Origin of the sequence: Vibrio sp. Vb0304 (genome assembly GCF_033338995.1) — a bacterium.
Lineage (GTDB): Bacteria > Pseudomonadota > Gammaproteobacteria > Enterobacterales > Vibrionaceae > Vibrio > Vibrio alginolyticus.
Window position 1 is genome coordinate 36895 of the sequence record NZ_JAWOTT010000020.1, and the last position, 15035, is coordinate 51929.

General features: G+C 45.4%; 15 protein-coding genes. 2 read left to right on the top strand and 13 right to left on the bottom strand.

Features of this window, described 5'->3' with window-relative positions:
* The first annotated feature begins 1043 nt into the window (after positions 1–1043).
* Together R7P35_RS18980 and R7P35_RS18985 are read left to right on the top strand one after the other, a co-directional pair.
* Positions 1044–1961 (top strand): leukocidin family pore-forming toxin, encoded by a 918-nt coding sequence (locus R7P35_RS18980; protein ID WP_005376731.1) that lies wholly within the window; start codon positions 1044–1046, stop codon positions 1959–1961.
* Between the two features lie 75 nt (positions 1962–2036).
* Complete coding sequence (locus tag R7P35_RS18985; RefSeq protein ID WP_042523048.1) at positions 2037–2720, top strand: topoisomerase I; 684 nt, start codon at positions 2037–2039, stop codon at positions 2718–2720.
* Between the two features lie 66 nt (positions 2721–2786).
* Here the strand turns inward: R7P35_RS18985 and R7P35_RS18990 are convergent, their stop codons facing one another.
* The 13 genes from R7P35_RS18990 to R7P35_RS19050 form a co-directional block, all read right to left on the bottom strand.
* The gene (locus R7P35_RS18990) at positions 2787–3491 is read right to left on the bottom strand and encodes an ABC transporter ATP-binding protein (RefSeq protein WP_155396171.1); all 705 of its coding nucleotides are present in this window, start codon (positions 3489–3491) and stop codon (positions 2787–2789) included.
* A 22-nt stretch (positions 3492–3513) separates the two neighbouring features.
* Positions 3514–4797, bottom strand: coding sequence for an ABC transporter permease (locus tag R7P35_RS18995; RefSeq protein ID WP_213904893.1), 1284 nt, complete (start codon positions 4795–4797; stop codon positions 3514–3516).
* A gap of 2 nt (positions 4798–4799) precedes the next feature.
* Positions 4800–6014 carry an ABC transporter permease gene (locus R7P35_RS19000; RefSeq protein WP_213904857.1) on the bottom strand — a complete coding sequence of 405 codons (1215 nt, stop codon included), beginning with the start codon at positions 6012–6014 and terminating at the stop codon, positions 4800–4802.
* The gene (locus R7P35_RS19005) at positions 6011–7282 is read right to left on the bottom strand and encodes a TolC family protein (protein ID WP_318092498.1); all 1272 of its coding nucleotides are present in this window, start codon (positions 7280–7282) and stop codon (positions 6011–6013) included. Before R7P35_RS19005 ends, R7P35_RS19000 begins: the two co-directional genes overlap by 4 nt.
* Complete coding sequence (locus R7P35_RS19010) at positions 7275–8408, bottom strand: efflux RND transporter periplasmic adaptor subunit (protein WP_186584819.1); 1134 nt, start codon at positions 8406–8408, stop codon at positions 7275–7277. Before R7P35_RS19010 ends, R7P35_RS19005 begins: the two co-directional genes overlap by 8 nt.
* A gap of 228 nt (positions 8409–8636) precedes the next feature.
* Entirely contained in the window at positions 8637–9197 is a 561-nt protein-coding gene (locus R7P35_RS19015) for a GNAT family N-acetyltransferase (protein ID WP_080773719.1), read from the bottom strand.
* Between the two features lie 3 nt (positions 9198–9200).
* Entirely contained in the window at positions 9201–9626 is a 426-nt protein-coding gene (locus tag R7P35_RS19020; protein ID WP_042523060.1) for a GNAT family N-acetyltransferase, read from the bottom strand.
* 19 nt (positions 9627–9645) lie between these two features.
* Complete coding sequence (locus tag R7P35_RS19025; protein WP_042523062.1) at positions 9646–10401, bottom strand: class I SAM-dependent methyltransferase; 756 nt, start codon at positions 10399–10401, stop codon at positions 9646–9648.
* A 25-nt stretch (positions 10402–10426) separates the two neighbouring features.
* The gene (locus tag R7P35_RS19030) at positions 10427–11059 is read right to left on the bottom strand and encodes a class I SAM-dependent DNA methyltransferase (RefSeq protein WP_213904859.1); all 633 of its coding nucleotides are present in this window, start codon (positions 11057–11059) and stop codon (positions 10427–10429) included.
* A gap of 162 nt (positions 11060–11221) precedes the next feature.
* Complete coding sequence (locus tag R7P35_RS19035; RefSeq protein WP_213904860.1) at positions 11222–11737, bottom strand: protein disulfide oxidoreductase; 516 nt, start codon at positions 11735–11737, stop codon at positions 11222–11224.
* On the bottom strand, positions 11734–13845 hold the full coding sequence (locus R7P35_RS19040; protein ID WP_213904861.1) for a protein-disulfide reductase DsbD family protein: 2112 nt from the start codon (positions 13843–13845) through the stop codon (positions 11734–11736). The genes R7P35_RS19035 and R7P35_RS19040 overlap by 4 nt, the downstream gene beginning before the upstream one ends.
* Before the next feature lie 65 nt (positions 13846–13910).
* A complete protein-coding gene (locus R7P35_RS19045; RefSeq protein WP_005376702.1) occupies positions 13911–14309 on the bottom strand; it encodes a hypothetical protein in 399 nt (132 codons plus the stop codon).
* Positions 14310–14411: 102 nt separating this feature from the next.
* Positions 14412–15014: a response regulator transcription factor gene (locus tag R7P35_RS19050; protein WP_213891780.1), complete on the bottom strand. Its 603-nt coding sequence runs from the start codon at positions 15012–15014 to the stop codon at positions 14412–14414.
* Positions 15015–15035 lie beyond the last annotated feature (21 nt).

Consider the following 15035-nt stretch of genomic DNA (forward strand, 5'->3'; position numbering starts at 1 on the left):
TGGGGACATTTTTTGTTTTTTGGTTTTCCCAATCGTTAGGTTGCACAGCACTTACGACGAACGGTTAGTACAAAAATGACCGTCGCAGTGCCTAACACCAGAGCAGTCCTTTTTTTATACTTGCTTCACGAGTTAAGTAATATTGGTATTGTTTCACATTGAACATGAAGGAAATTCATAGTGGGAGTTCCAACCCTGAGAGAGTTATCGTAGATACTGTTTTTCATTGACACCAATACACGTAACTTGGCGAGCATATTGCCAATATGTGTAATTAAGAAACTGATAAGGGATTAGCAGTACGTAAACCAGTTTTAAGCCGAGAAAACGCATTGTATAAACAAGGCACCAACTGGAATATAGGACAGCGTAACTTAAATAGTACTTTTCACACTCCATCGTTTATTCAAGCATTCGTTTAATTAGAAGTACGTTACATTTATATTCTCGGAAACATGATTATTTAATTATCTTATTTATTTCTTTTTCTATCTTTACCATCTTAAACGTAAAGTTTAATTTCCTGCTGTAAAAGCACATATAACTTCATACACGAACATGGCAAATTCATTGACGGACTTTATCACCAAACTATTACATTAAGCTCTAAAAAATAATAACAAAAAACACAAACCACTGTTTTAATTTGAATTAAACCCATAAACCCGAGATAACCACATAACGATACTTTACTTAATTTGGTATAACAAAAACCCTAAAAATAACATGGCTAACATTTATAAAATTCACTTTTATCAATAGAAAATCTAAATATAACATTAGAAAATTAAAATTAAGCAATAACTTAAAAAGACAAGACTTAATAACCAAATTCTTATTTATTATAGTTGAGAGGTGAATTTAAAAACTATGAGACATTAATCCCACGAATCTATCCTTTTTCTTTTTTTAATAAAAAACAAGATGCACTATTTCACCGCTCATTTATTGAGCTTGAATTTACAACCTGTCCATAATTATAAAGTGCCCATCAAGATGGTTTAAAACAAAAGTCTTTATGGGCTGACTAATAGGAAACAATAATGGAAAAACAGCATCTTTCCGCGAGTATTATCGCACTCGCTTTACTTGGTTCTTTAGCACCAGCACATGCTGAAGATACATTAAAATCTTACACTTCGACGTTGCTTCAGCTTGATGATGGTGATGCACGCTCGAAAAAAATCCGCTTAATTTATTCTTTAGAAAATGTCTGGAACCAATCTTTGCTACCAAATGGCGCTAAAGAAGCCAAGTTGATCCTAAATGGCGGTTCTGGCTTCGACATGACTAATGTTCCAAACAAAGAACAAATCTATGGTTTTGCTACTGGGGGAGATTACCGTTACACCGTTCCAACGGCTTTTAAGCTGGCACTGAGCTATTTAAATGGCGCCCCTTTACGCCACATGAGCCATGCTCCAGAAAACACCATTGCAACGGCATCTGTCAGTGAGTCTCTAGATTTTAACCTTGGATTCAGTGCTTCTACTTCTCCAAATATTAGTGGGGGAATCTCCTGGAGCAACCGTGTAACGTACGACCAGCCAGAGTTTCAAACGGTTGCCGATTTTAACCAAGCTAACGAAAGCATTAATTGGTTAATTGAAAACAAGACTATCCGCCATAATACGCCAGCTAAAGACTGGTTATTGTATCGTTGGACCAGTTGTGACATGGGTAATTTGATTGATTACAATGAGTTACCTGTCGTTATGCGTTCAGACTTTAAACCACAAGTCGGCGTCGTATATAGAAAAAATGACATTCAAGATGGCCTAGATACATCAGAGGTCAAGCTGGTTGCTGGTTGGCGAAAAACCAATTACTACTTTGGTCGCGACTGGTGTAGCTGGTATACCACTCCAGAAAATACCTGGAAGAAAAATCGTGATAGCAGTCAATGGACAGAGACTAGCCGAGCCGTAACTATCTCTTGGAATGACGATCTCTACCACTAACTTATTAGCCTGCGGCCACGGAATAAATAAGTGGCCGCCGTATTTACTAATGAAATAAACGGTAAGACATGACACATGACAAGTAACAAAAAACTCTTGACTGGATCGGTGCTAGCACTTGGTGCAGTACTCGCCATATTTCTGATTAATTCAAATAACAAGAATGCCCAGACCGAACCTGTTGCAAGCCTTGACGAGCAAATCAAGACAGAAGACGCTGCGACAATAAGTGTAACGCCTCCTGAGAGCGATGCTGCTCAGAAGGTGGTTACCACTCCAACACCACAAAGTGGCAATGATGATACTTCCGACGTCATTCCAGCTACACCTTGGATATCTGCCCCATTAAATGAACTGAGCAATGAACTGTACGATTTTATTGAAGCTGAACAGGTAAGTTACATCAGTACGACCGACTATCCATTCGACGAGCAAAAGCAAAAACAATTGCGAACATTAGCTAGGCAAGGGGTTCCTATCTTGTTTGACAATACGGAGTCATCCTATTTGGATAGCTACGGTGTCAGCGAAACCAAAGTCGTATCAGAGTATTTTGGTACGGCGTCTGAAGGTGATGTCATCATCGCTACCGGAGTACAGAATGCAGATGGCAGCATTCATTATCTAGTTTTGCCTTTGAAGAGCAAAGATCTCAACGATAACAGTAAATTGATTGAGGACACTAAGCTCGCAATCACTCTACTTAAAGAACAAAAGCATGACTTGATAAAAGAGAGACAAAACGAACATCGCGAATAAAAAGTAAAGGGAGATAGCCTCTGTATCGCTATTTCCCTTAAAACTCAGTTCTCAATTAAGAAAAGCTCATTTCTCCCTACTTACCGGCACCCTATCCGAAATTACCTTGCCGTCTTTGATGGTGATGATGCGTTTAGTGCGCTCTGCCAGAGCGTTATCGTGCGTCACGATGATCAATGTTCTGCCTTCAGCGTGAAGTTGATTGAACAAGGCTTCAATCTCTGCGCCGGATTTTGAATCCAATGCACCCGTTGGTTCATCCGCTAAGATGATTTGCGGATCGTTGACCAAGGCTCTGGCGATAGCAACTCTCTGCTTTTGACCACCAGAAAGCTGGTTTGGTTTATGGTCTAAACGATCCCCTAGCCCGACTTGCTCTAGCAATTTAGCGGCGCGCTGGCGACGTTCTTTGCCTTTGATGCCAGAGTAAACCAACGGCAGCGCCACGTTATCGAGCGCCGTCGCGTATTCCAATAAGTTAAAGCTTTGGAAGACAAACCCGATCTTTTGGTTACGAATGCCAGCTAGGTCATTCGCACTTAAACTTGCGACGTTTTGGCCGCCAAGTTGGTACTCGCCATCGGTGGGCTTATCTAAACAACCGAGCATGTTCATCAACGTTGATTTACCCGAACCGGACGGGCCAAGAATCGAAAGAAACTCGCCTTGATTAATGGTTAAGTCAACGCCGTCTAGCGCGCGAACTTCCGCCTCCCCGCTTGAGTAGTATTTGCAGATGTTGGTCAGCTCAACAAGCGGCTTGTTCGACATGTTCTCTCCAGAGTTATTGTTGTTATTCACTTTGTAGCGCCTCCAATGGGCTGACTTTTGCGGCTCGGTTTGCAGGTAACCATGCAGATGCCACACCAATTATCACTAAGGTGAGGATGACAATCGCGACAACGATCCACGACAACTCAGGGACAGGTTTACCCAGTTGTTCATAAAAGGCATTGCCCTCTAAAGGAATGGAACTGATGGCAGACACCAGCGCGTATGTCACGGCTAACCCAAACGCCCCCCCCATCATCATTGTCAATAAAGACTGTACTAAATAGTGCATGCGAATAGCCGTTGGGGTTGCACCGACTGCCATGCGCACACCGATATCACGCGTAGATCGCTTTACGGTGGCATACATCACATTGGCAATACCGACGCCAGCAACAGCTAACGTCACGAAGCCGATTATGCCAAGGAAACTCTGCAAACCTATCAGAAACTGCTGCATACTCTTTTGCTTAAGGAACATATCATCGACTTGGACGACCTGTTCATCACTGACACTTGCCCCGTGTTTACGGGCAATCACTTGCCTGATCGTCTTTGCTAAGGCTTCTCGGTCTACATCCGCTTGTGGCTGCACATTGATGCCACCAATTTCACCGTTGACATGAAATCGCTTCCACGTCGCTAACGGCACAAAGCTGGAATAGTTGATAAGATCCCCCAGTTCTATTTGGGCGCTGTTTTTCTCCAATACGCCCACAACAGTGAACTCCTCATTGCCGATTTTTACCTTTTTCCCCACAGGGTTGACTTGCAATGTGACTGTCGCAAACCAACTAAAGTCCTCATTCGGGTTGAATAAGTCGGCTGCCAGTTCATAACCCAGTACAACGACTTTGCGCGTCTCTTTTTGATCGAGTGGGTTTAACCATCGTCCCCCCGCCATCGGCACCAAATTGGTCATGGATTGAAACTCGCTCGTGACCGCTAACGGCTCTTGCCACGAGCTTCTGTCACCAACGGTGATGCGCTCTTTCCACTTCGCCGTTGGCGCAACGCTTTTTACATCGGGTAACGCTCGAACGACCTCTGAATCGTCCATTTTTAGTGTCAGAAACTTACCTTGGTGAAAAGCACCGTGGTCGACGGTGGCCATCCCTCCGGTCAAATAAATCAAGTTGCCGTTACCATTTTGTGCGGTTTTCAATACGCCCTGACGAATACCCTCACCTACCGCCAACATAGCAGCGATACAAAGGGTCGCCCACGCTACTGCTAGAATGGTCAAACCCAGTCTCAGCTTTTCTGCGGCCATTTCTTGGAAAATTTGTCTCATCGGTAACAACATGGCTAAGCCCTCGCACTCAAAGCAATGACTGGCGTGAGACGTGATGCTCGCCTTGCTGGGAAATACGATGCCATCAATGCCAAGATAAGCGTCACAAGTAAAGACCAAGCAATGGAATCTGGCGTGATCACAGGCAAACCAATCCATTCAGGTAATCCCATGCTGCTTAGGACAGACACCACGGCATACGAAAACATCAGACCTAATGCCGTGCCCACAGCTACCAAAATAAGCCCCTCAAGAATAAACTGACTGAGTATGGATTTTTGAGTCGCCCCGATCGCCAAACGCACACCGATTTCACGCGTGCGCTCCGTGACAGATAAAAACATGATGTTGGCAACGCCAAGCGCACCGACCGCCATGGTCATCGCGCCGCTCGCTCCAAGAAAAATCTGAATGCCACGCAAAATTCCACTGATGACCGCCGCACCTTCACTAAAATCGGGTAATTCGACCGCATCTTTATCACTTGGGTCAAAATGAAGCTGCTTGGCGAAAAAGTTCACGATATTTTGTCGAAACGACGGTGCATCCATCCCTTCTCTCGGCTTCATCAATACCATCCAAGGTTTCGCATCCCACAAATCGCGGTACGTTGTTTGAGGAATGAAAACCGTGCGGCTATCGCCGAATGAAATGCCAGTGTCCTCACCAACGGTTATCCCAATCACCAAAAACGGAATGCCGTTGACTTTGAGCCTATCCCCGATTTGGATTCCGCCCATTTGCGCAATTTGATCGCCTAACACCGCCACGCGAGTGTGGTTGTCCATATCACTGGGTGACAGGTTTCTCGAACCGGATTGCAGCTTGCGTTGCATTAAAGGAATGTAAGACGTATCAATACCGCTGACCGTACTCGATAAATTCTGTCCTTTGAGATTGGTGATATTCGCATCCCATTTGGCGTAAACGCTCGACGCCTGTTGCACGAAGCCCGACTGTTTGATCATGTCGACTTTTTCTTGTGGTATATCAATTTGGCGTCTTGAAGGTAACCCTTGCCACGGTTTACTGGTACTCGACGGAAACACCACTTGCACATTGTTGATCATAAATGAAAACGACTGAGTCTGATGGCGATAAAAGCCTTCGCCAAGTGCGATTAACACCACCACAGAGATCACGCCCCAAGCAATCGCGATAATGGCTAGCACGCTCTTCATGCGATGCGCCATCAACGTTTGCCAAGTTTGCTGCAACAGGCTGCTCATGAATGAAAAGCCCGAGAGATCAACGCCATGGTATCGTCATCGAGTTTCCCTGCGGTTTGCAGTAAGCCGATTCTCTTACGCCAGTAGCTGTACAAGTTGGTTTGCAGACTGTTTTTCGCCTCAAACAAGCTGTTGTGTGCGCTGATAACTTCCGACACTTCAAGCAGACCAGCGTCGTAAAGTTTCTCTTTGCTTTGCAACACTCTGGCGCGCGACTCAACTAGCTCGTTCGCTATCAAAACTTGATTCCAGTTGATATCGACCTGCGTAAACTGCTGAATAACTCGTTTCTGAATATCAATTTCCACTCTACGCATATCTTGCTTGGCGCTTAAAATGTTCAACGATGCTTCGTCCACTTTCGCTCGCACTGCACCATTGAGGTCAATCGGCAAACTCAAACTAATCCCAGCGTTAAACTCGCCGTTTGAACGATTGTCACCATCGCTGTAGCCCACACTGCCTTTGACGGTTGGGTAGTATCCACCTTTAGCTGAATCTTTCGCGAACTCGCTCGCTTTCACCATCTGCGCCGCCACCAACAGCTCTGGACTGCTGTCTTTAGCCAGCTTTAGCCATTGCTCCTGAGAGTCCACCAGCATCGGCGGCTGAATCAAAGAATCCGTTCGAATTTGGTCGACACTCTCCGGCATTTGATTGATTAACGCCGCAAGCTCTGCTTTTTTCACTTCGAGATCGGCTTTTGCATTGAGGATACTTGCTTGCTCAGAGACTTGATTCGCTCTCATCTCTTCGACATCAACCGACTTCACTTTGCCTGCTCGATAGCGTTTCTCAATGATGTTGAGAAGTTCTTTCCCCTCCTCCAGCTTGGACTGCGCCAATTTGAGGTCGCCCTGTGCGCTTGCCACATCTAGGTAAGCGGTGAGCAACTTTTGCGCAAGCTCGTTATGCGCTTGAGATAACTCTAACTGTACTTTGAGATAATTGGCATTCTCTTGATCCAGTTCCGACCACAAACTACTATCCCAAATAGTTTGAGTTAAGGTAGCGCCGTAACTGTTCGAATGGCTTGAGGACTCATTCCAATCCGCTGACGCACTGGCACTTAAACCCGGCAATAACGCACTGCGGCTGCTCTGTACGCCAACCTCGCCAAGCTGGACGCCGATTTTCGCTTTTTCGTAATTTGGATCGTTCTGCTTTGCTTGTTGCCAAGCTTGTTCAATAGAAATTGCATAGGTAGGCAAACTGAGCGTGGTAGCCAACAATACAAAGGCGATTGTTGGTCGTTGCAGCTTAACCATGCGCCGCTCCCATCATACTGTTGTCGATAACCTCTTCATCAAGCTCCACGCCGTCAAGCACTTCGACATTGATGCCATCTGACAGACCGAGTTTCACAGGTTGTTTATGAAACCCTTGTTCTGAGCTATCGGGGATCAGAACATTCGGTGCGTCACCATCAAATTGCAGAGCGCGCTCCGGTAGAGTGAGCACGTTTTCAGACTTCTTCAGAATGATTTGAGCCGTCGATGAAAAACCAGAACGAAGCAACACATCTTGTGGGATCTTGAGTTCTCCCACTTCAACCTCAAAACCGTTATCAAAACTTTTTGCCGAAGCATTGCCCTCTGGTGAGTTAAGGTTCTCAGATTGAATCGCCACTTTGGTTAGCACACCAGAAATCGCCACATCAGGATAAGGCGCAACCGTCAACATAACGGGCATTCCCGGAGACAACTGCGCAGCATCATGCTCACTGACGCTACCTTTAAAAATCAGACTGTTCATGTCGGCCAATGAAATCATTTCAGTCGCGGCTTGGCTTGATTGAGTCGAGATGATCGGCTCTCCGACCTCTACTTTCTGGTTGAGTACCGTGCCATCAATTGGCGCGTAGATCGTCGACGTTAAACGCGCATCACCGATAGACGCCTCACCACTGCGGATGAGTTCGAGATTCTGGCGCTTTTGCAATACGTCCGCTTGCGCAGATTTGACTGCCGAGCGCGCACTTACGTATTCGTCGTAGTTACTTGGAATAATGTCCTGCTTGACCAAGCTTTCTAAGTTGGACAGTTTTTGTTTGGCGGATTCCAGATCGGCTTCGCTACGCATGAGTTCTGCCGATGCATCCGTTAATGCTTGGGGTGTTGGGTTTGGACGCACTTTGATCAGCGGCTGGCCTTGCTTCACCTTTTCACCAACTTTCGCGTAAATTTCACCGACGATACCGTCAATTTGTGACTTGATAGACACAGAGTGTGCAGGGACAATTTTACCAACAGCCACCGCTTGTTTTTCAATCGTGCCTTTTTCCACAATCAATGTAGGCAGTAATTCTGGTTGAGCAGCAGATTGGAGATAGAAATACGTACCACCGCCGAGCAGCGCAATGCTCACAGCGGAGACAAGCCAACGTTTCGTCATTATTTATTCCAACAATTATTGGGTAGTCTAATGACTACTCCTAAAACACAAAGTTGAAGGAATAATATCCTGCTTTAATAGAGGTTTGGTTGTCACAGTTGGTATGGTTTTGTCAGTCACCTCTGACAATCAAAGACTAAAAAAATCTCGAGGAATCATTCAGCAAAGACGCTGTCTACGATGGCGACTAACATGCTCTGTAACCGCTCGTTTCAACCGCTATCAATTTCATTCTGAACAATGTGCAAAATGGCGCAGTTCGATATCCTCCAATTGCATATCCATACAGTCTTGCGCCTCACGTCCTAGAGCAGGAAAAACTGCATGCGCTTTTAAAATGCCTTGGCTGATAAAGCCGCATTTCTCCAACACACGGATACTCGTGTGGTTGCCAATATGCGGGGCGGTGCGAATGCGCGTTATACCCAAGCTTTGCAGGCAGACAACGCCAAGTTTGCAGGCTTGGGTTGCATAGCCTTTTCCCCGATAGCGAGCAGAAATACCAAAATGGATTTCACTGCTGTCTTGCTCAGGTATCAGCACCAGACAACCAATAGGAGTTTGAGAAGTGAGTTCTTCAATAGCGAAGACTAAGAGATTGGGAGACTTTTGATCATATTGAGCACGCCATCTTTCGATAGCTTCAAGGGTTTGATTAACATTTTGGTGGACTTGGCGATTGAGGAAGCGGCATGCTTGCTCATCGCCTAAATAGTTTTCAAACAGGGGAGCAGCGTCTGTTGTTTTGAGGTGTCTGATTGCCACTTGTTGAGATTCAACTCTCATCATGATTTAGCTCTGATAAACATTCGGTTTCCAGATTTGCATGAAGTTTTCTACTGGAGCAATAGGAGTGAACCCAAACTGTTCGTACAACCCATGAGCATCGCGGGTTGCAAGCATCATACGGCGTAAGCCTTGTAGTTCTGGATGAGCAATAATTTCTGAGATCAACCACTTACTGATGCCTTTACCACGGTGTACCTCCACAACAAACACATCGGCTAGGTACGCAAACGTGGTACGATCGGTAATTAACCGAGCAAAAGCAACGAGTTGATTTTCGTCATCCAAAACCGCAAAACAGAACGAATGGCGCAATGATTTCTCCAGGCGTTCTCTTGGAATGCCCTTTCCCCAATAACTGTTTGAAATGAACTGGTAGATAACGTCTAAATCCATGTCATCTAACGACGTGGTAATTCGAAACCCTTGCATTGTATCCCCCAACATTGATTTATATTTTCTCAGCCAAACAGACAAGCGAGTTGGCATTCGCCTCAAATGCTTGCGATGACCAAGACTGGTACTTCTCTATGATTCTGAATCCCGCTTGTTCAAGGAAAACGTCTATGTCTTCCAGCGGACGATATTTTAAATCAATGCTGGAATGCTCAATCATTCCACCTTCAAAATGGCGCTCTTTCTTCAAATACATGATGGATGTTTGCAAGTCATACTCGACCTTCATACCGAAATAATTCACTTCACCATAAGTTGGAGAAACATAGGTTTGCCACAGTGCCATCTCATTATCCAATTCTAGATTTTCTGGCGTTGGTAACCGCGTATCGAAAACAAATCGCTTACCTTTTTCGAGGTGTCTTGATATTGAGCTCAGTGCACCTGCTAGCATCTCATCACTTAAAAAGGCTTGGAATGCATTCCCTGTCATTATGGCTAGGTCAAACTTCTTACCTAACGAAAACTGGGTTGCGTCGAGATGAAGAAAACGCAAGTTACTCCTGCTTTTGGCTTTGTCCTTTGCGTGTTTGAGCATCCCTTCAGAAATATCAATGCCAATGGCGTCGTTGAGTTGCTCAGAGACTGGAATCGTGACAATGCCGGAACCACAACAGACATCCAATACACTTCGAGCATTGGTTTCTTCGATTAACCTTGTGATGAAAGCAATTTCTTGATGGTAATGCTGGTCGTATTGAGCATCGTATTCAATGCCCGACCCGAACTCGGTTAAATCTTGTGTTTTCAAAAACAGTCCTTGTTTGTTACTTATTTCAGCGGTGTGACTTTTTCAGCTCTAGCATCAAGTATCGACACACATAACCAACACCAGATACGTAACCAATCACATTTTCTAAGGAAACCACTTCCAACCCAGCTGGCTGACAGAGTTGCTCAACTTCACTTTCGGTATATGCCTTATGCACGACCGATCCACTATAAGTATTTCGAGGCAAATCTTGTCCATCCGGATCGTGGTATTGAAAGCTGATAAAACATCGTCCATTCGCAGTTAGCTTATGCGAAATACACTCCAAAAGTTGTTGAGGCTCTGCTAGAAACTCAGTAAAACCAAGTGCGGTGATAAGGTCGAAGGTTTGTTCAAACAAAGGGGAAAATGGCTCATCGAGATTATGAACCGCGACGCTTTGATAGAGGTTAGTTTGGCGCGCTTTATCAACCATTTTGGACGAGATGTCTAAGCCATGGATGGCGAGTTCTGGATAGTGACTTTTTACGACATGGCCGATACTGCCAGTCGCACAGGCTAGGTCGAGAACCGAGCCTTGCTCGATGGGAAAGGTTTTTAACTTCTCAGAAATCCAACGTGGACCGACGTAGTGACTGTCATCCACCAACTTTTGATAGCGATCCGACACATCATCATACATTTTTGCTACGTTCATCGTTTCCTCCTTGATAACCAGAACGATGCTCGAATGTAGCACGCAATAAGCATCTAGACACTTATTGGTTAACTAGTTCTTTATGGTATGTGACCGACTGGTTGTTTAGGACAACAAAAAAATCCGATACTCGATATTTTTGAATATCGGATTGTTATTGCGTTATCGAGCTAACCAAATTCTCGCTAATATTCCTATCGGAGTGGTAATGCCAGTTGTGACGAAGGAAATTTCACCATTTCTTAAAACATAAATGGTTGGGGTCACGCTAATTTTCCATTCGCGCATAATATCGCTTGAAGGATCGTTTATGTTTTCGAAACGATATTCTTTTGCCCTCATAAACCGCGCCACACGCTCATTCGATCCCGACGAGCCAGAAACGCCAACTACGGTGTAGTCATCACTCAGCCAACTCACGCTTGGGCTTACAAATTTACAAGCGGGACACCAAGTCGCCCAAAAATAAACAACGACAGGTTGTTCATAACTTTGCGCGATTGCATCGAAGTGTTCGCCATCGCTCAAGACTGAGCTCAATGGTGGTGACTCCTGTTTAGGAATATCTTTAGTGCGATACCAATCCATCGCGATGGAAATGACGGTGACAATGAGCACCATCTGTACGATTTGAACGAGCCAATATCGGAATGTTCTACGCCGCTTTGTCGAACTCATTGAATAGCTCCCCCACTCGCTTGCTTCACCGCACTTAAAACAACATCATCAGTCAGAATCACAGGTAACGGGATACCTTGCGGCGCTGCCGGGCCATAGACGATGTTAAACGGCACACCGTAACGCCCATGAGCTCGTAAAAAGTCAGTTACCGAGCCGTCCGGATGTGTCCAATCCCCTTTTAACGTCGCTACATTAGGGCTTTGCAGCAATGAGTAGACAGGATCTTGCCAGATCACACCGATCTTGTTCGCTTTACACGTGACACACCAATCCGCAGTGACATCCACAAACACCACTCGCCCATTATTGACGTGATCTTCAATCGCCGAGTTAGAAAGCTTCTGCCACGCTAAGTCCTCAGGAAGCGGTGTCGCCCATTGGTCGGCAGTGACACTACCAAGTAGCAGCCCGCCAACAATTAAGATAAGCGATGCAGAGCCGGATAGCACGAGTGCTTTATCGCCATGAGCGCGTTTAACGCGAATCATCAGAACAATAAACGCGACTAAACCGGCGAAAATGACCCAAAACACTGGGAGGTGATTGGCCATCAAAGACAGTAGCCAAACGCTGGTGGCCAACATCATCACACCAAATACGTTTTTGACCACGTTCATCCACTGACCCGGCTTCGGCAATTTAAGCGCAATACTTGGGAAAATTGCCACCATAATCCAAGGCAACGCCATCCCCAACGCTAAGGCGGTGAAAATAGCAAACAGCGTAACCACATCGGCACCCAAGGCAAACGCCACGGCCGTTCCTAGAAAAGGCGCGGAGCAAGGCGTCGCAAGCAATGTGGCAAACATACCTTGAACATAGTGACCAACTAGGGAGTTATCACCTTTCGAGGCCAGCCATGTATTGGTACCCGATGATAGACGGACTTCAAACAGCCCCAGCATATTGGCCCCAAACAAAGTGGTGACCAACACCATCAAACCTAAGAACCAAGGGCTTTGAAATTGCACGCCCCAGCCAATGGCATTACCTGTTAGCTTAAGCACCAAAATAAAACCAGCGAGAATCCAGAACGACGTTAATATACCAAGTGACGAGGCAACAAACTGAGCGCGAATTTGACGACGCTCGATACCTTGAGCGGCAACAATACTACTTAGCTTCATCCCCAAAACCGGAAGAACGCAAGGCATAATGTTAAGAATTAAACCGCCGAGCAACGCGAATAGAAAAACACTCGTTAGAGACGTGCTCGGCAACGGTTCAACTATTGCCTCAGCAGTTGCTTGAGTGGTTTCTTCTGCTAGTAAATTGGTGTCTTTGATGGTCACAAACAGCGACTGACCATCTAACTCCACATCGCCCAGCCAAGTATCAACGATATAGCTCGCGGTGACGATGTTTCCTTCTTGATGCATTCCTTCAAGCTTGAAGCTATAGTCTCGCGTTGCTTCATCGACACCATCCACCAGCACTTGTGGTTGTTGCCAACCCTGACTGTTCTGTAGCTTGATTTGTAGTTTCGATTGGTTCGCATCCCAACTCGCCTGAGTAACATCAATAAACGGCGATGGCTGCGGCACGTTACTCACTGCTTGAGCGTAACTGAACATCACGCCTTCATCGACTGTTAGATCAGAAGGCAAGAACGTCAATTGAATTTGATAGTCGGTCAGCACACAAATCGTCGTACAAGAAGAAAGTGTCAGTACCGCATCAATCGTGACAGGTCTGGACATGTCTTCGACGTGCAGCGTCATGGGGAACAAAGTATCGCCTTTATACCCAAGAGTCTCGATACCTAATAGTTCGAATTTTTGTGGGTGCGGCCATTGCCAATCCACTTTGGATAAATTTTGTGAATTTTGCCAATCAATAGATGGTGCTACGCCGCCCTCACCAGGTGAACGCCAGTAAGTTTTCCAGTCCCCAGCCAACTTGACGTCCAGATAACCAGTGATTGTTTTGGCTTGCGGATCTTGTTGACCAGTGAGCACAAAGCGCGCTTGCACTGGAGGATGTTGTGGGTTGGTTAGCCAACCTGTATCAGTAGTTTGAGCTGAAATACTCAGAGAGAGCAAACTCAAAGCAAGCGTCATAAAAAACATGGACGCAAGCTGAGTCAGTTTAGTAATTTGATTCATAGTGATTCCTAGTTATAAAGACAAAGGTGCTAAATAACTGACGCTAGTGGTCAGAAAGCACGCTTTTATTCTCGGAACACACAGAAAGTCAGATGGACTCGATACTTACGGCCTATCGGTTCCGTCCAATGTTGCGCACCAATATAGGCACTGCACAACCAAATTGCCGAAGCAAAAAGACCGACAAACAGAACAACAATAAATACATCGAGTTGATGTTGAGAAAACTGAATTAACTTTTCAGACAATTCGCACTTGCTGGTTTCTTTAGTATCAATCGACTTGACGCTCGAACGCTCATCAGCGAGTGAAACCGCGGGCGATTCCGTCTCATATTTCATAGAGCATGACGATGCAAAGCCTGAATTTTGCATCAGACACACAACGACCACCCAGCCAATAATCGCCAGTAGCCATTTTGCCCGCTTATGTGGCGTGTGATGTCGTTTAGTCAACAAACTCATAAGAATTCAGATAAAGTAAGAACGAAGAAGATAATACGCGAGTCGTCATAAAGCTCAAGTTGTATCCTCTAAATAGCCTTAAGAGGCTTCACTCGCTAAGCTTTAATCTAACTTGCCATAAATATATGCCAACTCTGCGACGGTTTTTGCCGAGAACTTCTTCAATAAATTGGCTCGGTGTACTTCAACCGTTCGCATTGCTATGCAAAGTTCGTCAGCAATACGAATGTTGCGTTTTCCTTCAATGATCAAACGTAAAATGTCTTTTTCTCTAGGTGTGAGCGATTCATAAGCCGATTTAGCTGCTGCCATATCGAGGTTTGTGGCAGACTGCGCCTGTCCCTGCAAAATGGCTCGTGCCAGTTCATCGCCTTTGACTGGTTTTTGGAAGAAATTGACCGCCCCAGCTTGTAATGCATCGACCGCCATTGGGACATCACCATGCCCTGTCAGATAAATAACGGCTAACGGGCTGTTGACTTGATTTAAAATTTGGTGCACTTGCTGACCACGAAGGTTAGGCATTCGGCTATCAAGGATCACGCATCCGGCTTGATGAATGTCCACTTTATCGAGAAAAGATTGCCCATCAGCAAAAGTCGTCACGTTGAAGTCATGCTCTTCCAGCATAAAAGCGAGCGAGTCACGCACCGATTCATCATCATCGACTACAAAAACAGGTAGCTGCTTTTCACCGCTGCTCATTGAATGCTCCTATGCTTAGTT